16 protein-coding genes are annotated in these 18,923 nt (G+C 72.9%); 12 read left to right on the plus strand and 4 right to left on the minus strand.

Annotated elements, in window-relative coordinates; translation table 11 throughout:
* Positions 1-59 precede the first annotated feature (59 nt).
* The 7 genes from ACFYWS_RS17075 (at position 60) to ACFYWS_RS17105 (ending at position 6,956) form a co-directional block, all read left to right on the plus strand.
* Positions 60-1,592 carry an MFS transporter gene (locus ACFYWS_RS17075; RefSeq protein WP_389276361.1) on the plus strand — a complete coding sequence of 511 codons (1,533 nt, stop codon included), beginning with the start codon at positions 60-62 and terminating at the stop codon, positions 1,590-1,592.
* 165 nt (positions 1,593-1,757) lie between these two features.
* The gene (locus tag ACFYWS_RS17080; protein WP_389276365.1) at positions 1,758-2,285 is read left to right on the plus strand and encodes a GAF domain-containing protein; all 528 of its coding nucleotides are present in this window, start codon (positions 1,758-1,760) and stop codon (positions 2,283-2,285) included.
* A 222-nt stretch (positions 2,286-2,507) separates the two neighbouring features.
* Complete coding sequence (locus tag ACFYWS_RS17085) at positions 2,508-2,921, plus strand: ATP-binding cassette domain-containing protein (protein ID WP_389276368.1); 414 nt, start codon at positions 2,508-2,510, stop codon at positions 2,919-2,921.
* On the plus strand, positions 2,914-4,215 hold the full coding sequence (locus ACFYWS_RS17090) for a sensor histidine kinase (protein WP_389276371.1): 1,302 nt from the start codon (positions 2,914-2,916) through the stop codon (positions 4,213-4,215). The genes ACFYWS_RS17085 and ACFYWS_RS17090 overlap by 8 nt, the downstream gene beginning before the upstream one ends.
* 78 nt (positions 4,216-4,293) lie before the next feature.
* The gene (locus ACFYWS_RS17095; protein WP_389276374.1) at positions 4,294-4,953 is read left to right on the plus strand and encodes a response regulator; all 660 of its coding nucleotides are present in this window, start codon (positions 4,294-4,296) and stop codon (positions 4,951-4,953) included.
* Positions 4,946-5,425: an NUDIX domain-containing protein gene (locus ACFYWS_RS17100; protein WP_389276377.1), complete on the plus strand. Its 480-nt coding sequence runs from the start codon at positions 4,946-4,948 to the stop codon at positions 5,423-5,425. The genes ACFYWS_RS17095 and ACFYWS_RS17100 overlap by 8 nt, the downstream gene beginning before the upstream one ends.
* Positions 5,426-5,561: 136 nt before the next feature.
* Positions 5,562-6,956: an NADP-dependent succinic semialdehyde dehydrogenase gene (locus ACFYWS_RS17105; RefSeq protein ID WP_389276380.1), complete on the plus strand. Its 1,395-nt coding sequence runs from the start codon at positions 5,562-5,564 to the stop codon at positions 6,954-6,956.
* Between the two features lie 24 nt (positions 6,957-6,980).
* Here the strand turns inward: ACFYWS_RS17105 and ACFYWS_RS17110 are convergent, their stop codons facing one another.
* The 4 genes from ACFYWS_RS17110 to ACFYWS_RS17125 form a co-directional block, all read right to left on the minus strand.
* Positions 6,981-7,811, minus strand: a complete 831-nt coding sequence (locus ACFYWS_RS17110; RefSeq protein ID WP_389276383.1) for a DUF2877 domain-containing protein — start codon at positions 7,809-7,811, stop codon at positions 6,981-6,983.
* The gene (locus tag ACFYWS_RS17115; protein WP_389276386.1) at positions 7,808-9,277 is read right to left on the minus strand and encodes a DUF1116 domain-containing protein; all 1,470 of its coding nucleotides are present in this window, start codon (positions 9,275-9,277) and stop codon (positions 7,808-7,810) included. The genes ACFYWS_RS17110 and ACFYWS_RS17115 overlap by 4 nt, the downstream gene beginning before the upstream one ends.
* A 445-nt stretch (positions 9,278-9,722) precedes the next feature.
* Positions 9,723-11,291, minus strand: a complete 1,569-nt coding sequence (locus tag ACFYWS_RS17120) for a transcriptional regulator (protein WP_389276389.1) — start codon at positions 11,289-11,291, stop codon at positions 9,723-9,725.
* A 137-nt stretch (positions 11,292-11,428) separates the two neighbouring features.
* On the minus strand, positions 11,429-12,979 hold the full coding sequence (locus ACFYWS_RS17125; protein ID WP_389276392.1) for a PucR family transcriptional regulator: 1,551 nt from the start codon (positions 12,977-12,979) through the stop codon (positions 11,429-11,431).
* Between the two features lie 223 nt (positions 12,980-13,202).
* Here ACFYWS_RS17125 and ACFYWS_RS17130 point away from each other — a divergent pair, with 223 nt between their 5' ends.
* The 5 genes from ACFYWS_RS17130 (at position 13,203) to ACFYWS_RS17150 (ending at position 18,907) form a co-directional block, all read left to right on the plus strand.
* On the plus strand, positions 13,203-14,291 hold the full coding sequence (locus tag ACFYWS_RS17130) for a carbamate kinase (RefSeq protein ID WP_389276395.1): 1,089 nt from the start codon (positions 13,203-13,205) through the stop codon (positions 14,289-14,291).
* Positions 14,292-14,396: 105 nt separating this feature from the next.
* A complete protein-coding gene (locus ACFYWS_RS17135) occupies positions 14,397-15,530 on the plus strand; it encodes an acetamidase/formamidase family protein (protein WP_389276398.1) in 1,134 nt (377 codons plus the stop codon).
* 80 nt (positions 15,531-15,610) lie between these two features.
* Complete coding sequence (locus ACFYWS_RS17140) at positions 15,611-16,894, plus strand: amidohydrolase family protein (protein WP_389276401.1); 1,284 nt, start codon at positions 15,611-15,613, stop codon at positions 16,892-16,894.
* A 1-nt stretch (position 16,895) separates the two neighbouring features.
* Positions 16,896-17,465 carry a DUF1097 domain-containing protein gene (locus ACFYWS_RS17145; RefSeq protein ID WP_389276404.1) on the plus strand — a complete coding sequence of 190 codons (570 nt, stop codon included), beginning with the start codon at positions 16,896-16,898 and terminating at the stop codon, positions 17,463-17,465.
* An 89-nt stretch (positions 17,466-17,554) separates the two neighbouring features.
* Positions 17,555-18,907 (plus strand): esterase-like activity of phytase family protein, encoded by a 1,353-nt coding sequence (locus tag ACFYWS_RS17150; RefSeq protein ID WP_389276407.1) that lies wholly within the window; start codon positions 17,555-17,557, stop codon positions 18,905-18,907.
* Positions 18,908-18,923: the final 16 nt, after the last annotated feature.

The raw sequence follows: 18,923 nt of genomic DNA on the forward strand, positions 1-18,923 counted from the left end.
CAGGGCGCTTAGCGTGGTGGGCGAAGTCGATCGGGGGGTCCGGTGGTTTGGAGGCCACGATGGATCGCTCGCCCGACACCTCCCCGACAGGCGCCGAACCCGGCATACAGAACTCCCCTCCCGACGGCGGCTCCGTGCCGTACGCGGGCGGGGGCAGGCACGAGCACCGATGGCTGATCCTCGCCGTGATCGGCCTGGCGCAGCTGATGGTCGTCCTGGATGCCACCATCGTGAACATCGCGCTGCCGTCGGCCCAGCAGGACCTCGGGTTCTCCGACGGCAACCGGCAGTGGATCGTCACCGCCTACTCCCTGGCGTTCGGCAGCCTGCTGCTGCTCGGCGGGCGGATCGCCGACCTCGTCGGCCGCAAGACCGTCTTCCTCACGGGTCTGATCGGGTTCGCGGTGGCCTCCGCGCTGGGTGGTGCGGCGAGCAGCTTCGAGATGCTGGTCGCGGCGCGCGCCCTGCAAGGCGCGTTCGGCGCGCTGCTCGCACCGGCCGCGCTCTCCCTGCTGACGACGACGTTCACCGATCCCAAGGAGCGGGCCAAGGCCTTCGGCATCTACGGCGCCATCGCCGGTGCAGGCGGCGCGGTCGGGCTGCTGCTCGGCGGTGTGCTGACCGAGTACCTGGACTGGCGCTGGTGCCTTTTCGTGAACCTGGCCTTCGCCGCTTTCGCGTTCCTGGGCGGCCTGCGTCTGCTGCACGGCGGGCGCCCCGTGGACCGTCCGAAACTGGACGTGCCCGGCACGCTCCTGGTGTCGGCGGGACTGTTCTGCATCGTGTACGGATTCTCCAACGCCGAGACCCATGACTGGAGCGAGTTCGCGACCTGGGGCTTCCTGGTGATCGGTGCCGTCCTGCTCGCCGCGTTCGCCTGGTTCGAGACGCGGGCCGCGCATCCGCTGCTGCCGCCGCGCGTGCCCCTCGACCGGGACCGCGGCGCGTCGTACCTGGCGATGTTCATCGCCGGTGCGGGCATGTTCGGTGTGTTCCTGTTCCTGACGTACTACCTGCAGCAGATCCTGGAGTTCTCGCCGGTGTCGACCGGTGTGGCGTTCCTGCCGATGGTCGCCTGCATGATCTTCTCGTCGATCGTCACGCAGAACGTCCTAGCGCCGAAGTTCGGGCCGAAGCCGATCGTGCCGCTGGGCATGGCACTGGCCGTGGTGGCGATGATCTGGCTGACCTTCCTCGACCTCACCAGCAGTTACGCCGCCCATGTGCTGCCTCCGACGCTGGTGATGGGCCTCGGCATGGGCATGATCTTCGCAACGGCCATGAACCTGGCCACGTCCGGCATCGCCGCGCACGACGCGGGCGTGGCCTCCGCGATGGTCAACACCAGCCAGCAGGTGGGCGGTTCGATCGGCACGGCGCTGCTGAACACGCTGGCCACGACCGCCGCGACCAGCTACCTCGTCGGCAAGCGGCCCACGCCGCTGGTGCGGGCGCAGGCCGCGATCGAGAGCTATTCGACCGCCTACTGGTGGTCGGCCGTGTTCTTCGGTGTCGGCTTCATCGTGACGCTGCTCCTGTACCGGCCGGGGCGGCCGAAGGTGATGTCCGGCGAAGGAGCCACGCACATGTGAGGCGGGGCGTGCGGCTTCGCTTCACGCGGCTTCGGTCGGCTCGGTTTTGGTTCGCACGGCCCATCCATGGGGCATACCCACTGAGCACAGTCCGCCCAGCGGGCAGGTGGCGGGGCGGGCGGCTGCGTCGTGCGGGGCGGACGGGACAGGGGCGAGGGGGCCGTCATGCGTGGCGTGCCGTACGAGGCGTACCAGGTGGACAGCGAGCGGCTGGCGACGGCGTTCGTGGAAGTGGCCGACGCCGCCGTACGGGGTGGCGCCCAGGCCCTCGGCGCGCTCGTCGGCAGCTGCGTGTCGCTGCTCGGGGTGGCGTCGGCGGTGGCGGTGCTGGATCCGCCCGCGGCCCGGGTCCAGGTCGCGGCGTCCGATCCACGCGGCCTGCGGCTGGAGCGGGCCGCGCTGACCTGGGGCGAGGGCCCCGGCCTTGACTGCCGCAGCTCCGCCACGGCCATCAGCGGCGTTCCGCTCGCGCATCCGTACGCGCGCGCCAACTGGCCGTCGTACACGGCGATGGCGCGCGGTCTGGGCTTCGCGTGTGTGGTGGCGGTGCCGCTGCGGTCCTCGGGCCGGGCGGTGGGTTCGCTGAGCCTGCTGTCGGAGCGGTCGGGGCCGATCGGGCCGCTGCGGCTGCGTCTTGGGCAGCATCTCGCGGACGCGACGGCGTTGGGGGTTGTGCCGCGGGGGCGGCCTTGAGCGAGCGCCTGCCTCGACTTCCGGCTTCCGGCTTCCGGCTTCCGGCTCGGCTTGGACTTCCGGCTCGGCTTCGGCTTGGATCTCCTTCCTCGCGTCCGCGGCCTGGGGGATTTCCCCCAGCAGGGACGGAGGACAACCTCGTTCCGGCGGATCGTCCAGGTCCCTAGCGTGGATGTCACACGAAGGACGCGATGGCAGAGCGCGCCGGCAGAGGGAGTCGAGATGATCGAGGCCAGGGGTCTCACCGAGCGGTACGGCGGGACGGTCGCCGTGGAGGACCTGAGCTTTCGGGTGCGCCCCGGGAGCGTCACGGGCCTCCTCGGGCCGAACGGGTCGGGGAAGCCCACGACCCTGCGCATGATCATGGGCCTCGGGATCGGCGCGATCACGCGGCACACGGCGAGCGCGATAGGTGTCCTGGTCGGCATCACGTATGTGCTGCCCGCGCTCCTGGCCGGGACCACGGGGACGGCGGTCGCGGAGTTCTTCCCGACGATGATCTCGGGCAACTCGCCGGCGGTGACGGTGCCGGTCGACGGGATGCTGTCGCCGTGGGCCGGGTTCGGGGTGCTGTGTCTGTGCACGGCGGCGTTCCTCGCCGTGGGCGACCGGCTGCCGGCGCGCCGCGATGCCTGACTTCCCTGTCGTCGGCCTGCCGACCGTACGCGCGGCGCTGACGGCCTGCGTGACGCGGCGGGCGTGGGTGGAGGCGGCGTACTGCCTCCTGTCCTACGTCCCGGCGCTCGTGGGATTCCTCCTCGTCGTGGTCGCGCTGGCCCTGGGGTCGGCGCTGACGCTGACGGTGGTCGGGGCGGTCCTCGGCGCGGTGTTCCTGCTGGCCGGGCTCGGTCTGGCCCGGGGCCTCGGCGCGCTGCACCGGCGTCTCGCGGGTGTGCTGCTCGGCGAGCGGGTGGCGGCGCCGGGTCCGCCGTCGGCCGAGGGTGGGACGTTCGCGCGCGTGGAGGCGCGGCTGCGGGACGGGGCGGCGTGGCGGGCGGTCGCGTACGTACTGGTGAAGCTGCCGTTGGCGACGGTGGGCCTGTACGGGGTGACGTGGTGGGTGATCGGCGCGGTGAACATGGCGGCGCCGGTGCGGTGGGTGTTCACGCCGGAGGATCTGACGCTGGTGACGCCGTTGCCGTGGGGCGGGCAGCCGCAGGTGCACTCGCTGGCCGGGGCGTTCGGCGTCGCACTGCGGGGTGTGCTGATCGTGGTGGTCGCGCCGTGGGTGACGCGGATCGCCGTCACGGCGGATCGCACGCTGATGGCGGCGCTGCTCGGCCCCGGTGAACTGGCCGACCGCGTGCGTGACCTGGAAGAGAAGCGGGCGCTGGCGGTGGAGGACGCCAACGAGCGGCTGCGCCGGCTCGAGCGGGATCTGCACGACGGGGCGCAGGTCCGCCTGGTGGCGCTCGCGATGAGTCTGGACATGGTGCGTGAGCAGTTGGACGACCGGGACCGGCCGGAGCTGCACCGCATGGTGGAGACGGCACGGGACTCCGCGACGGAGGTCCTCACGGAGCTGCGTGACCTCTCGCGGGGCCTGCATCCGCCCGCGCTCGACGGCGGGCTCGGCGATGCGCTGAGCACGCTCGCGGCGCGCAGCACACTGCCGGTCGATGTGAGCGTGGATCTGCCGGAGCGGCCGGCGCCCGCGATGGAGAGCCTGGCCTACTTCTGCGTGGCGGAGCTGCTGGCCAACGCGATAAAGCACAGCGGGGCGCAGCGGTGCGGGGTGGAGGTGGCCGCGGGGGACGACACGTTGCGGCTGCGGGTGACGGACGACGGGAAGGGGGGCGCACGCATGGAGCCGGGCGGCGGGTTGGCGGGACTGGTGCAGCGGGCGCGGACGATGGACGGGTCCCTGGAGGTGACGAGTCCGCCGGGCGGCCCGACGGCGGTGACGGTGTCACTCCCGCTGCGCACGTAGACGCAGGCGCAGGCGGGAGCGGACAGGAGACGAAGGAGTGAAGTGAACGCGGTGAGGGCCCATGAGACGATCCCGGCCATGCGCGTAGTGATCGCCGAGGACGCCGCCGTGCTGCGGGAGTTGCTGGCCCAGATGCTGTCCATGCGGGGGCACGAGGTCGTGGCGGCGGTGAGTGACGCGGACGCGCTGCGGGCGGCCGTGGCGGAGCACCGGCCCGACGTGACGGTCGTCGACATCCGGATGCCGCCGACGCACACCGACGACGGGCTGCGCGCGGCGATCGACATCCGGCGCGAGCATCCGGGGACCGGGGTGCTGCTGTTCTCGCAGTACGTGGAGACGAAGTACGCCACGCGGCTGCTCGCCGAGGGCTCGGCGGGCGTCGGGTATCTGCTCAAGGAACGGGTGGCGAACGTCGCGGAGTTCACGGACGCGCTCGCCCGGGTCGCGGCCGGCGGCACCGCGCTGGACCCGGAGGTGGTGACTCAGCTCGCCGGTGCGGGCAGGGCGACCGAGGAGCTGAGTGCGCTCACGGAGCGGGAGCGGGACGTGTGGGAGCTGATGGCGGAGGGCCGGTCGAACGCGGCGATCGCCGAGTCTCTGCATGTGTCGGCGGGCACGGTCGAGAAGCACGTCGCGGCGGTCTTCGGGAAGCTGGGGCTGCCGGTGTCCGAGGATCACAATCGCCGTGTACTCGCGGTCATCCGGTTCCTGCACCGAGACTTGACGCATGGCTGACGGGACGAGGCGAACGAAGCGCAGCGCGGGCCTGCTTCTCTTCCGGCGCGCGTCGGAAGGGGTGGAGGTGCTGCTCGGGCACATGGGCGGGCCGTTCTGGGCGCGCAAGGACGCGGGCGCGTGGGGCGTGCCGAAGGGCGAGTACGAGCGGGAGGAGACGCCGTGGGAGGCGGCGCGGCGCGAGTTCCAGGAGGAACTGGGCCTGCCGCCGCCGGAGGGGACCGCGTTGCCGCTGGGCGAGACGGTGCAGTCCGGTGGCAAGCACGTGACGGTGTGGGCGGTGGAGGCGGACCTGGATCCGGCGGAGATGGTGCCGGGGACGTTCACGATGGAGTGGCCGCGCGGCTCCGGTCGCACGGCGGAGTTTCCGGAGCTGGACCGGGTGGCCTGGTTCGCCCTGGACTCCGCGCGGACCCGCATCGTGAAGTCCCAGGCCGTCTTCCTCGACCGGCTCGCGGCCCAGGTGTCCTGAGCCGCGGACGGTGATCCATCGGGCGGGCGTCTGACGGGCCCGTCCGCGGGTACCCGGCGCTCGCCCCGCAGCCCGCGTTGCGCAGGTCCGTGGCGCGCGGGAAGGTCGAGGAAACCGCGCACAGGAGGTCGGCAGCATGCCCATCGCGACAGTCAACCCGGCGAACGGCGAGACCCTCAAGACGTACGAGGCCCTGTCCCCGGAGGAGATCGAGCGCAGGCTCGCCCTGGCGGCGCGCGCCTTCGACTCGTACCGGACGACGACGTTCTTCGACCGGGCGAGGTTGCTGCAGCGGGCGGCGGATCTGCTGGAGGCCGACGCGCCGGACATCGCCCGCGTGATGACGACCGAGATGGGCAAGCCGGTCGCGGCGGCCCGGGCCGAGGCGCTGAAGTGCGTGAAGACGATGCGCTGGTACGCGGAGCACGCGTCGCGGCTGCTCGCGGACGAGCATCCGGCGGAGTCGGACGTGACGGACTCGGGCGCGGTGCGGGCGCATGTGCGCTACCGGCCGCTCGGTCCGGTGCTCGCGGTGATGCCGTGGAACTTCCCGCTGTGGCAGGTCGTACGGTTCGCGGCGCCCGCCCTGATGGCCGGGAACGTGGGCCTGCTCAAGCATGCGTCGAACGTGCCGCAGATGGCCCTCTACCTGGAGGACCTCTTCCACCGGGCCGGTTTCCCCGAGGGCTGTTTCCAGACGCTGCTCATCGGGTCCGGCGCGGTCGAAGGGATTCTGCGCGACGAGCGGGTGGTCGCGGCGACGCTCACCGGCAGCGAACCGGCCGGCCGTTCCGTGGCGTCGATCGCGGGCGACGAGGTGAAGAAGACGGTCCTGGAGCTGGGCGGCAGCGACCCGTATGTGGTGCTGCCTTCGGCGGACGTGGCGAAGGCAGCCAAGACGGCCGTCACCGCGCGCGTGCAGAACAACGGGCAGTCGTGCATCGCGGCCAAGCGGTTCATCGTGCACGAGTCGGTGTTCGAGGAGTTCCGGGAGGTGTTCGTGTCCGGCATGCGGGAGCTGCGGGTGGGCGATCCGCTGGACGAGGGCACGGACGTCGGCCCGCTCTCCAGTGAACAGGGGCGCACCGACCTGGAGGAACTGGTCGACGACGCCGTGGAGAGCGGAGCGACGGTGTTGTGCGGCGGACAGCGGCCGAAGGACTTCGCCGACCGCGGCTGGTTCTACGAGCCGACCGTGATCGCCGATGTGACCCCTGAGATGCGTATCCACCAGGAGGAGACGTTCGGCCCGGTGGCGACCTTGTACCGGGTCGCGGACCTGGACGAGGCGATCGCTGTCGCCAATGACACGCCTTTCGGGCTGAGTTCCAACCTGTGGACCCGTGACGAGGACGAGATCGAGCGCTTCGTGCGCGACAGCCAGGCCGGTGGCGTCTTCGTCAACGGTATGACGGCCTCGCACCCGGCCCTCCCCTTCGGTGGTGCGAAGCGCTCCGGCTATGGGCGGGAGCTGTCGGACCAGGGCATCAAGGAGTTCTGCAACATCACCACGGTGTGGATCGGGGCCTGACAGCGACACATCGACGGTGGCGGCTCACCCCGGCGGGCCGCCGACGTATTGGCGGCTCATTCCGGCCAACCGGGCCCCCGCGCACAGTCCGTGCAGCAGGTCGCTGCCGGAACTGTGGCCGACGGCGAGCAGATCGGCGACTGGTGCGCTCAGATCCGCGTCGGTCGCCGCCGCGTGCAGTACCACCGCTACCTGGGGAATGCAGTAACCGTCGGCGGCGAGCAGCAGAAGCGCGGCGGAGACCGGGGGTGTGCGTGTTCCGGACCGTTCGGCGGTGGCTACGAGGGCGGGCAGCCAGGTGGGTGGCAGCGGGGAGAGGCGGGCGGCGAGCAGCAGGCCGCACAGGAAGTCGTCGCCGGACGGGGTGGCTCCGGGGCCGAGGCCCAACAGGGCGTCGGCGGCGCGTCGCCCCGCGCTCGGGGCTCCGTGTGCGAGGGCGCGGACGAGCGCGGTCGCGGCGGGGCGGGCCTCGGCGGCCAGGGGGCGGGGCGGACGCAGTCGCGCGAGCCGGTCGAGGGCCGGGCCGGGCGGGGTGTCCTGGGCGCGGGGCGGCGCCCAGAACTCCCCTGCGGTCAGACGGAGTTGCCCGACCGAGACCCGCCCGCCCCCGACCCGCCCGGCGTCCCCGACCGCTACGCCGTCGAACGGCCGCTCCCCCGCCGCACTCGGCAGGACGACGGCGGTCGGTACACGCACGGCCTGCGGTGCGATCACGGCGACCGGGGTGTCACCGCCGTACGGCAGCAGGTACAGCGCCTGCCGGGCGACCGCGATGACGCGGGCGGGACGAGGTGGCCCGGCGAGCAGGGCGCGGGCCAAGGTACTGACGGTGCAGGGCAGTTGGGCGGGGCTCATGCCCTGGAGACCGTGACTGCTGACTCCGGGACGGCGAACGCCTCCAGCGCCTTTCGGAAGCATTCCAGGGGTGCGTGGGCCAGGCCCGCTCCGATCTGTCCGATGCCGGGTTCCCTGTGGGCGATGCCCGTGGTGATGACCGGCTCGATGCCGGTGTCGAGGACGGCCCGCATGTCGATGCCGACCGGTGAGCCGATGCCGCCGAGGGCGGGCAGCCGGTAGGCCTCGTGCCGGGCCAGCGTGATGCGGGCCATGTCACGGCTGGTGCGCAGCGCCTCCTCCATGGTGCCGCCGACGAAGCCGGTGATGGCGGGCGCGGCGGCGAGGGCGAAGCCGCCGAGGCCGTTGGTCTCGGTGATGGCGCTGTCGCCGATGTCGGGGTTGGCGTCCTCGGGCCCGTATCCGGCGAAGTACAGGCCCCGCACCTCGGCGGCGGGCGCCGTGAACCAGGCGTCGCCGAGGCCGCTGACGCGGATGCCGACCTCGACGCCGTTGCGGGCGAACGCCGTGACGAGCGTGGAGTGGGCGACGCCGTGGGCGGCCGAGGTGGCGAGTTTGGCCGCCGCCATCGAGAAGTTGAGGAACCAGTAGTGGTTCTCGGCGAGGAACTCCAGGACCTCGGGGCCGTGCGGCACGCGGGCCAGCGGCGCGGCGATGTCCCGCAGCAGCAGCGCGGAGGCGGCGGTGTTGCGGCTGTGGCACTCGTCGCCCATCTGGAGCGCCTGGGCGACGACGGATCGCAGGTCCACGCCGTCGGGCCGGTCGGCGAGGGCGGCGCGCAGCGCGGGGGCGAGGACGTCGGCCATCCAGCGCAGCCGGTCCATCACGTCGTCGCCGAGCGCCCCGTAGCGCAGGCAGCGGCCCGCGCCCTCGTTGAGGTTGGAGTAGGCGCGGCGGCCGGTGGCCTGGTCCTCGACGACGAGCACGGGCATGGACGGGGAGGTGATGCCACCCATGGGCCCCACGGCCTCGTGGTGGTGGCACGGCTCGAAGCGCAACGCGCCCGTGTCCGCGAGGAGTTCGGCCTGTCCCGGGGTGTCGGCCCAGCCTTCGAGCAGCGCGGCACCGATGACACCCGCACGCATCGGGCCGCACATGTCGTCCCAGTCGACGGGCGGCCCCGCGTGCAGCAGGACGCGTTCGCCGGTGGCCCGGTCGTCGAGCACCGGCAGGACGTCGCGGGCGGTGCGTACGTCGCGCCACACGGGCCGCACGGCGAGCAGCCGGTCGACGGCGGTGCGGTTGGCGGCCTCCACGGCGTCGTGGCCGGTGAGTTCGGCCAGTTTCCAGGCGAGATCGGGGTCGCCACCCGCGGGCGGCCGCCAGTCGAGGGTGCTGACGTGGGCGCCGGCGGTGCGGGGCACATCGGCGAAGTCGGCCACGCCGACGGCGGCGATACGCGGTGGGGCGTCGCCCGCGCTGAGCAGATCGGGGTTGAGCGAATCGGGCACGAGGTGAGGGGTCATGTGCGGCCTCCTGGACGGTGGTTGGGGTTCGGTGGGACGGTTCGGCGGGCCTGCGTCGCACGCGGTCCGCGACGGTCGGCGTGGGCTGGCGTGGGCCGGCGCGTTCGGTGAGCGCAGCCCCAGCGACCTCCACGGCGTCTGCGACGCGTCTGCGACACCGCGGCAGTGGACGATGGGCGCAGTCGGTGTGTTCGGCGAGGGCGATCGGCGCCATCCACGACGGCTGCGCCACCCCGCCAATAGACGCGCCATCGGCGCAGCTCAGTGTTCGGCGACCGCCGTCGGCCCGCGTCCACGGCGCCTGCGGCACCACGACACTGGACGCACCCTGGGCGGCACGCCATGCGCCCGCCCGTCACCGCGTCCTGGACGCACGGACCGTCGGCCACTCCGACGAGCCGGTGAGACGGCGCGCCGAGACGGCTTCCGCCGCGTCAAGGCACCGTCACCGCTCTACCCTCCCCGTGGACATCAACTCACCAGCCTCCCACCGCAGTTCGACGCCATCGGTCACCAGCGACACCGCCCACTCGGCCGCATCCGTACTGTTCGGGGCCAGCACGGCGCCCGCCTTCTCCAGGCGTGCCCGTACCGCGTCCGCGTCCTGCGGGTCGCCGTCCGTGCCGACGACGAAGGCGATGACCGGTAGTCGGCCCCGCTCCCCCGCCCGTTCCAGCTCGGTCGCGAGCGCGCCGGCCGGGTCCGCGCCGGCGCCGTGCCCAAGGACGATGTCCAGGACCACGGCCGCGGTCCGCGGGTCGGACAGTGCGGCGCGCAGATGGGCGGCGCGCACCGTGGGGTCGATCATCGGGTGCGGGCGGCCCGCGGTGTAGGCGTCGTCGCCGAGATCGAGCACCAAGTGGCCTCCTGGAAGGGCGATTTCGCGGCCGGGAACGTGGGGGTCGATCGCCGTGACCGCCCCCGGCAGCAGTTGCCGCGCCTCGTAGGCGAAGGTTCCGCCCGCGTAGAGGGCGCGGAGGTACTGCCCGGGTCCGGGCGATACGGCCGGGGCCGTCCACGGCGGCGCCGGAACACCGCCAAGCGTCCGCGCCGCCTCGCGGGCCGCGTCGCGCAGCATGCCGACGACGGTGACGGGGCCGCGTGACGCGGGGCGTTCGGTGCCGAGGAACGCGGCGACGACCGGCTTGCCCGCCCCGCCCGCACGGGCGATGACGCGTTCGGCCACCTCGGGCGCGGGCGGCTTCGACACCAGCACGATCAACTCGCAGCCGGGGTCCGCGGCGAGCAGGTCGAGCGCGTCGAGCGTGGTGCGCGCGCCGACCTCCGCGCCGAGGTCGCGGCCGCCGGTGCCGATCATCTGCCGGACCCCTTCGCCGGCGGCGTCCAGCAGGCAGGACACTTGCTGAAGTCCCGTTCCGGAGGCGCCGATCAGGCCGACGCGGCCGGGGCGCAGGACGTTGGCGAAGCCGAGCGGGACGCCGTCCAGGACGGCGGTGCCGCAGTCGGGTCCCATGGCGAGCAGGCCACGGCGGTGCGCCTCTTCCTTGATGCGGATCTCCTGCTCGACGGGCACGTTGTCGCTGAAGACGAAGGCGTGCATGCCGTGGCGCAGCGCCTTGAGCGCTTCGGCGGCCGCGTACGGGCCGGGGGTGGAGATCAGCGCGAGGGCGGTCGCCGGGTCGGCCTCGCCGAGGGCGCGCGGCACCCAGGTGTCGGGCTCGGTGCTTTCCGGGGCGGCGGGCTGTTCGAGCAGCGCGGGCACCTCACCGAGGGCGTACTCGACCGCGTCGGCGGTGCCGCGCAGGGCGACGATCAGGTCGGCGGGGCGTGCGGCGCGGCCCTCGTCGGTGAGGAGTCGGGCGTCGGCGAGCAGTCGCAGGTTGGGTTCGGTCGCCATGACGAGGCTGGCGGCCGTGATGCCGGGCAGCCCGGTGAGGTACTGTGCCGCGCGCATCAGGGCGACGGAGTCGGCGTAGGCGTCGCACCGCACGGAGTTCGTCGTCAGGGTGTCCGGGGCGGGGTGGCCGTCGGTGGCGGGCGGGGTGGGCTCCATGACCTCGACGCTACGGCCGCCGGCCGGGCGCGGTCTTCGGCGAGCGGTGCCAGCGCGGGGGTGTGGATCACCGGCAACGGCTGACAGTGACCGGGGTGGCGGGCGTGCACCAGCAAGTAGCCGAAAGGTGGCGACCGTCAGTGAGCACGCGCGCTGAGCAACCGGTGCGCGTGGACGGCCAGTTCCGTCTGGAGTCGGCGCATCGGATCCTTGTCGGGTGCGCCGGTGAGCCGTTCGATCTGCTTGAGGCGGTAGCGCAACGTGTTGTAGTGCACGTGGAGTTCCTCGGCCGCCTCGACGCCGTTGCGGTCGTGCCGCAGATACACGGTGAGGCTGTGCACGAGGCTGCCGTCGTGCCCGGCGTCGTACGTCAGCAGGGGGCCGAGGGCGTCGTCGACCAGTGCCTGGAGTTCGCCCGCGGGCAGTTGGTCGAGCAGCCGGTACACGCCGCTCTCCTCGTGGAGCCGGACGAACGAGCGGGCGGGGCCCTCCAGTTCGCGGCCCAGGGCGAGCGCGCTGAGCGCTTCGCTGTGACTGAGGTGCAGTTCGGTGAAGTCGGCGCGGATCGTGCCCGCCGCGACGGACACGGCGCGCCCCGGGCAGGCGGCGGCGACCGCGCGGCGCAACTCCTCGCAGGGGCGGCGCAGTTCGGCGCCGTCGGGTGCCACCAGTGCGGTGAGGCCACCGGGTGTGCCCCAAGCGGGCGTGTGGGCGCCGAGCGCGGTGCGGGCCGCGGCGAGCAGGCGTTCCTCGGTGAGGCGGACGCCGCCGCCGTCCGGGGGCGCCGCGGCCTCGACGACCACGGCGGCGTGCGGCCGCTCCAGGTCCCAGCCGAGCGCGGCGGCGCGGCGCGCCGACTCCGCGCGGTCGCGTGGCGGGTGGGAGACGAGTTCGGTCAACAGCAGGGTGCGGTAACGGCGTTCGCGCTCGGCCAGTACGCGTTCCTGTACGGCGAGCATCCCGGCCAGGCTGGCCACGTGGTCGGCGGCGGTGCCCCACTCCTCGTCGGGCGCGCATCCGGGCCCGGCCCACAGGGCGACCTCGCCGCCGCTGCGGTGGCCGACGGCGATCGGCCGGGTCACGGACGCGGGGGTGGCCTCGGGCACGTCTCCCGCCGCCGCGAGGAGGCCGCCGTCCGGGCCGCGGATCGCGGCGGGGCAGCCTGTCTCCGCCGCGAGCAGGACGACGAGTTCGCCGTAGGAACCGCCTCCGAGGACGGCTTGCGAAAGCCGGTCGCGCAGCGCCTGCGAGCGCTCCAGAGTGAGCGCCTGCCGGTTGAGTACGGTGCCGATGACCTCGGAGAGGATGTCGTTGAGCATGACGTCGCCGGGCAACTCGACGATGGGAAAGCCGAGTTCGTCGGCGAGGTGCAGCATCGGGACGGGCAGCCGCGGCAGGTAGGGGCCGACTTTCACGCCGAGGGCCGCGAGGCCGCGGTCGGCGAGCTCGGGCACCAGGCCGGTGAGCGCCTGCTCGTCGTCGCGGACCGCGTAGGCGGTGGTGAGCAGGAACTCGCCGCCGCGCATCCAGCGGATGATGTCCGGCACTTCCATGATGTTGGCGACCCTGATGCCGCGGCGCGCGCCCGCCCCCCCGGCCGCCAGGCGGGCTCCCGCGAGCGCGGGCAGCTCCAGCGCCTGGGCCACGGTCAGGGCCGCGGCGCCGGCGGGACGGGGGGGGGCCGTCACGGTGTGCGGAACAAGGGTCACGCCGCTCACTATGGGCGCCCCCGCGGGGGCTGTAAACGCTCATGACACGAGGTTGTATACGATTCTTCGATACGCTGACGACGCCGCGGTCCACCCCCACCCAGCCGCCCCTGAAGCACTGTCAGCGAGCGTCAACGCCCCCGCACACACGCTGGTACCGGCTGCCCATGACCGCCGCGTCCGGCGTTCCTATCGTCCTGACATGCCTCCAGGAACCGCGCCTCCACCAGCCGCTTCCCCCGTTCGCCCGCCGGCCGCGACACACCCCGCCGCCCCTGTCACCGTCCTCGCCATCGGCGGCAACGCGCTCCTCAACGGTGGCCCGCGCGCCACCATCGCGGAACAGTTCGCCGCCGCCCGGCAGTTGGCGCGTCCGGTCGCCGAGCTGGTCCGCGCGGGGCACCGCGTGGTCGTCACGCACGGCAACGGACCACAGGTCGGCTTCATCAAGCGGCGTGCCGACCTCGCGGCCGAGTTCGCCCCCGAACTCCCGCTCCTGGACCTCGACATGTGTGTCGCCGACTCACAGGGCAGCATCGGCTACATCCTCGTACGCGGTCTTATCGACGCCCTGCCGGCCGGGTCACGGCCCGTCGCGCTGCTCACGCACACCGTCGTCGACCCGGACGACCCGGCGTTCGCCCGGCCCACCAAGCCCATCGGCACCCACTACGAGCGCGCGGAGGCGGAGCGGCTCGCCGCCCGGCACGGGTGGACCGTCGCCGACGACGCGGGGCGCGGCTGGCGCCGCGTCGTCCCCTCTCCGGCGCCGCACGCCGTCCTCGAACTCGACGCCATAGCAGCCCTGTTGGATGCCGGGCATGTCGTGGTGGCGGGCGGGGGCGGCGGCATCCCCGTCACGCGCGGGCCCGACGGGGCGCTGTGCGGCGTGGAGGCGGTCGTCGACAAGGACGCGACCTCCGCGCTGCTCGCCTCGGCGCTCGGCGCGGACGAGCTGATCGTGACGACCGGCGTGGAGCGGATCGCCCTCGACTGGGGCACCCCGAACCACCGCGACCTCGACCGCATGGACGCGGCGCAGGCCCGCGAGCATCTGGCGGCGGGACAGTTCCCCGAGGGCAGCATGGGGCCGAAGGTGCGCTCGGCCCTGGACTTCCTCGCGTCCGGCGGCCACCGTGTGCTGATCACGTCGCCCGGCGCGCTGAGCGACGCGCTGCGCGGCACCACGGGCACGCGCATCGTCCCGAGGGACCGCACTGTCCGGTCGGTCAACGGCACTGGCGGCAGCACTGGCAATGGCAATGGCAACACGACGGCTTCGGAGCCGTAACACGACGACAGCAAGATCGTCCCTGCCACCGGCCGCCCCCTCACTCAGCCCTCCGCACTCCGCCCTCCGCCTCCCCCGCACCCCCTCACGGCCGAAGGACCTCATATGACGCTGACCTCCGCCGCCCCCTCCCCCGACGCCCTGCCCGTCGACGGCCGCCACCACCTCTCCACCACACCCGACACCGCCCGCTGGGGCGTCCTCCCCCGCGTGGACAGCGCCCCGGTGCTGAAGGTCGACGACGGTGACACGGTCACGCTCGATCTCGTCTCCCACGAGGGGATCCTGCCGGACCAGGGCCGCGACCCGGTGGAGTTCTTCGGTGGTTACGGAGTGCCGGCCCACCAAGTGCCGCGCGACGCACAGGAGATCGCGGCGTCCGACCTCGGGCGCGAGCCGGACGGCCTGTTCGGCCCGCACATCGTCACCGGCCCCGTCGCGGTGCGCGGCGCGCGCCCCGGTGACCTGCTGCGCGTGCGCACCCTGAGCCTGCATCGGCGTACGCACTACGGCATCGTCTCCAACCGGCACACCCGCGGTTCCCTGCCCGATGAACTCCCGGACCCGGCAGCGGAGTTCACGGGCCCCGACACCAGGCGCGCCAAGGAAGGCACAGTCTCCTCGTTCTGCACGGTCGAACGCGACGGTGAAGGAGCCGAGTTCGGCGTGCTGCGCTGCACTCCGACGCTGAGCGCCCGCTTCCCGCTCGGCCCGTTCGTCGGGATCATGGGCGTGACGGACGACGGCGCGGACACACTCAGTTCGGTGCCACCGGGATCCTTCGGCGGCAACCTCGACATCAAGCACCTGACCTGCGGCTCGAACCTGTACCTGCCCATACGTACCGACGGCGCGGGCTTCTACGCGGGTGACCCGCACTTCGCGCAGGGCAACGGCGAGGTGGCGCTCACCGCACTGGAGGCGCCGCTGAGGGCGACGGTCCAGCTGTCCGTGGTGCGCGGTGAGGCGGCACGCCGGGTGACCGGGCTGCTCGCGGAGCCGTTCGCCGAGACCCGTACGCACTGGATCGCGCTCGGGCTCGACGCCGACCTCGACGAGGCGATGCGCCAGTGCGTGCGCTCCGCGCTCGGCTTCCTCACGGCGCGCACCGGCATGGACCGGGCCACCGCGTACGCGTATCTCAGCGCGGCGGCCGACTTCGAGGTCTCACAGGTGGTCGACCAGATCAAGGGCGTCCACTGCCTGATCCGCAAGGCGGACTTCCCCGCCGAAACGTAACCACCACCCCCCAGGTCGCGCCCGCACGCACCGCACCCGCACTTGCCCGTCACGCATCTCTCGACCGAAGGAGAACCACCGTGACCGCTCTGCTGCTGCGCCACGCGCGTGTGGAGGACTCGCCCGACCCGACCGACATCCGGGTGCGTGGCGGACGGATCGAGGCCATCGGCCCCGCTCTCGCTCCGCCGGACGACATCGGCGCCGAGGTCCTCGACTGCGCGGGCCGTGTCGTCGTGCCCGGTCTGATCGAGGCACATCTGCACCCGGACAAGGCACTGCTCGACGGGTTGGCCCCGGAGGGCACCGGCTCCCTCGCTGACGCCATCAGGATCACCGCGCGGCTCAAGGCGGGATTCACGTACGACGAGGTACGCGCGCGTGCCGAGCAGGTGCTGCGGATGTGTGTCCTGAACGGCACCACCGCGATCCGCGCCCACCCCGACGTCGACCCGGTGGCGGGCCTGACGGGGCTCAACGTTCTGCTGGAACTGCGCGAGAAGTGGGCGGCCCTGGTCACCCTCCAGGTCGTCGCGTTCCCCCAGGAGGGCATCTTCAAGGCGCCCGGCACGGAGAAGCTGCTCCGTGAGGCGCTCGACTCGGGCGCCGATGCCGTCGGCGGGTGCACCTACAACGAGGCCTCCCTCGCCGACTGTCACCGGCACGTGGAGCTGGTCCTCGATCTCGCCGCCGAGTACGGCGTCCCGGCTGATCTGCACGCGGACTTCGGCGACGACCACGGCGACAGCCGCTTCGCCCTCGCCGAGTTCATCGCCGCGCGCACGGCCGAGCGCGGCCTCCAGGGGCGGGTGGCCCTCGGCCACGCCACCTCGCTCGCCGGGCGCCCGCCGGCCGAGCGGCGCGCGGTCCTCGCCGCGCTCGCGGCCGCCGGTGTCGCGGTCGTTCCGCTGCCCGCCACGGATCTCTTCCTGGGCGGTCGCGGCGACGACACGGCTCCCCGTCGGGGCCTGGCCCCCGTACGTGAACTCTGGGACGCCGACGTCCTCACCGCCTGCGCCACCAACAACATCCGCAACGCCTTCACCCCGTACGGCACCGGCGACGTCCTGGAGACCGCGCTGCTGCTCGCCCGCATCGCGCACCTGTCAGGGCCCGCCGATCTGCGCCGGGTGCTGCGCATGGTGACGTACGACGCCGCGCGCGTGATCGGCATTCCGGAAGCGGACTACGGGGTGCGCGAGGGCGCGATCGCGGATCTCGTCGTCCTGGACACCCGTGACCACGCCACGCTGCTCCTGGACCGGCCCGCGCGCACCGCGGTGGTCAAGTCGGGGCGGGTGGTGGCCCGTTCGACGGTGTCCGCGGAGCTCGACGGTTCCCTCGTCGCGGGCGGGGTGGTCTGACATGGCCGAGGCGACGACAGGGACGAGCACGGCCGCTCCGGTGGCACCCGTGGTCCGGGAGCGGATTCCGCACGAGATCGTGGCGTCGGTGCTCGCCGCGACGACCGCGTTCGTGGGCGGGACGGCGCTGCATCTGCCGCCCTGGGCGATCTTCATTTCGTGGGCGGGCATGTTCCTGATGGGCGGCCCGAGCCTCGCCGGAGCGCGCCGCCTGTGGTGCGCGATGCCGGTGGGTTCCACGTACGCGCTGCTCATCGTGCTTCTGGAGACCCACGCGGGCACGGCCTTCGGGGAGAGCCAGCCGGCCCGGAACGCGTTCGCGGCGCTGTGCATCCTCGTCCTGAACAGCGCGCTGATGTACACCGGGCGGGTCCGGTTCTTCTCGCTCATCCCCGGCATGTTCTTCGGTTTCGCCAGCTACTTCGCGACGTTCTTCGGCGGCTTCGGCTTCGAGGCGGGCAACCCGTGGGCGGCCTGGGTGTGCGTGGTCGCCATGAACGCGCTCGGCCCGGTGTACGCCTGGCTGTCGATGCGGCTGACGTTCCCTGTGGAGATCAAGTCGCCTTCCTGAGCCGCCCCGTTCACCCTGGTGTCACTCCGTGTTCGGGGCGGGGGCCGACTGTGTGCGCTGTACACCGTATCCGCGCCTCAGGAGGCCCCATGTCCCCGCTCGTCCCCGGTAAGCGCCGCGCCCTCGGCCGTTCCGTCGCCGCGGGTGTGCCGCTCGCCGCTCTCGTGGCGCTCGGTGTGGCGCCGGCGGCGACGGGAGCGCCCGCCGGGTCGGGAGCGGCCGAGGTCACCGGGAGCGCGACGCTCGGCGACCTGCCCCTGGGCGGGTTCAGCAACGCCCTGCTGCCGGGCACGGTCGACAACGACCGGGGCGTGGACCTCGGCGGCATCGGTTCGGACCTCTACCCGGCGGGCCGCGAGGGCGAGTTCTGGACGGTGACCGACCGCGGCCCGAACGGCCAGATCAAGGTCGACGGGACGAAGCGCCGCACGTTCCCCGTGCCCGGCTTCGACCCGGCGATCGCGAAGATCCGCGTCACGGGCAAGCGGGTGAAGGTCATCGACGCGATCCCGCTCACGACGCAGTCCGGCAAGCCCGTCACCGGCCTGTCGAACCAGGAGGCCCGCGACGAGAAGCCGTACTCGTACGACGCCGGGTCCCCGCTCGCGTACAACCCGAACGGTCTCGACACCGAGGGCATCGTGCGTGCGGCGGACGGCAGCTTCTGGCTCGTCGACGAGTACGGCCCCTCGCTCGTGCATGTCTCCGCGCACGGCCGGGTCCTCGCCCGGCACGTGCCGAAGGGGCTGAACCTGCGGGGCGCCGACTACCCGGTCGTCGAGTCGCTGCCGTCCGTGCTGCTGCACCGCAAGACCAATCGCGGGTTTGAAGGACTTGCCCAACTGCCGGGCGGGGACCTGGTGTTGGCGGTGCAGAGCCCGCTGTCGCTGCCGGACGAGGACGCGGGCGAGGCCTCGCGGACGACGCGCCTGCTGCGGTTCTCGCCGAAGAGCCAGGCCGTCACGGCGGAGTACGCGTACCGCTTCGACCCGGTAGACGTGGTGGATCCCGGCGAGGACGACCCCTCCGAGCTGAAGATCTCCTCCGTCGTCGCGGTCGGTGGCAACCGGTTGCTCGTCGAGGAGCGCACCGACAAGGCGGCCCGCCTTCAGGAGGTGCGGCTCACGAGCGGCGCCGACATTCTGGGCGGGCGCTGGGACGACGACGCGACGTCCCCGTCCCTGGAGCAGCTCGACGACCCGGCGGCGAACGGCGTCCCGGTCCTCGACAAGCGCCTCGTGGTGGACCTGAACAAGGTCGACGGCGTCCCGGACAAGATCGAGGGCATCGCGCTCGCGGGACGTGACACCCTCGCCCTGATCAACGACAACGACTTCGGGATGACCGACGGCGACGGTGCGTTCGACGCGGACGGGCGGCTCGTGGACAGCGGCATCGAGACGAAGGTGACGCGCGTGAAGCTGCCGAAGGGCGCGCTGTAGTCGCACGTCGCGGCCG

The sequence above is a fragment of the Streptomyces sp. NPDC002795 genome (assembly GCF_042888725.1).
In the GTDB taxonomy this organism is placed as follows: Bacteria; Actinomycetota; Actinomycetes; order Streptomycetales; family Streptomycetaceae; genus Streptomyces.

Coding starts and splice junctions, on each gene's coding strand:
- ACFYWS_RS17075 (WP_389276361.1), top strand. CDS start 60: ATGGATCGCTCGCCCGACACCTCCCCGACAGGCGCCGAACCCGGCATA.
- ACFYWS_RS17080 (WP_389276365.1), top strand. CDS start 1,758: ATGCGTGGCGTGCCGTACGAGGCGTACCAGGTGGACAGCGAGCGGCTG.
- ACFYWS_RS17085 (WP_389276368.1), top strand. CDS start 2,508: ATGATCGAGGCCAGGGGTCTCACCGAGCGGTACGGCGGGACGGTCGCC.
- ACFYWS_RS17090 (WP_389276371.1), top strand. CDS start 2,914: ATGCCTGACTTCCCTGTCGTCGGCCTGCCGACCGTACGCGCGGCGCTG.
- ACFYWS_RS17095 (WP_389276374.1), top strand. CDS start 4,294: ATGCGCGTAGTGATCGCCGAGGACGCCGCCGTGCTGCGGGAGTTGCTG.
- ACFYWS_RS17100 (WP_389276377.1), top strand. CDS start 4,946: ATGGCTGACGGGACGAGGCGAACGAAGCGCAGCGCGGGCCTGCTTCTC.
- ACFYWS_RS17105 (WP_389276380.1), top strand. CDS start 5,562: ATGCCCATCGCGACAGTCAACCCGGCGAACGGCGAGACCCTCAAGACG.
- ACFYWS_RS17110 (WP_389276383.1), bottom strand. CDS start 7,811: ATGAGCCCCGCCCAACTGCCCTGCACCGTCAGTACCTTGGCCCGCGCC.
- ACFYWS_RS17115 (WP_389276386.1), bottom strand. CDS start 9,277: ATGACCCCTCACCTCGTGCCCGATTCGCTCAACCCCGATCTGCTCAGC.
- ACFYWS_RS17120 (WP_389276389.1), bottom strand. CDS start 11,291: ATGGAGCCCACCCCGCCCGCCACCGACGGCCACCCCGCCCCGGACACC.
- ACFYWS_RS17130 (WP_389276395.1), top strand. CDS start 13,203: ATGCCTCCAGGAACCGCGCCTCCACCAGCCGCTTCCCCCGTTCGCCCG.
- ACFYWS_RS17135 (WP_389276398.1), top strand. CDS start 14,397: ATGACGCTGACCTCCGCCGCCCCCTCCCCCGACGCCCTGCCCGTCGAC.
- ACFYWS_RS17145 (WP_389276404.1), top strand. CDS start 16,896: ATGGCCGAGGCGACGACAGGGACGAGCACGGCCGCTCCGGTGGCACCC.
- ACFYWS_RS17150 (WP_389276407.1), top strand. CDS start 17,555: ATGTCCCCGCTCGTCCCCGGTAAGCGCCGCGCCCTCGGCCGTTCCGTC.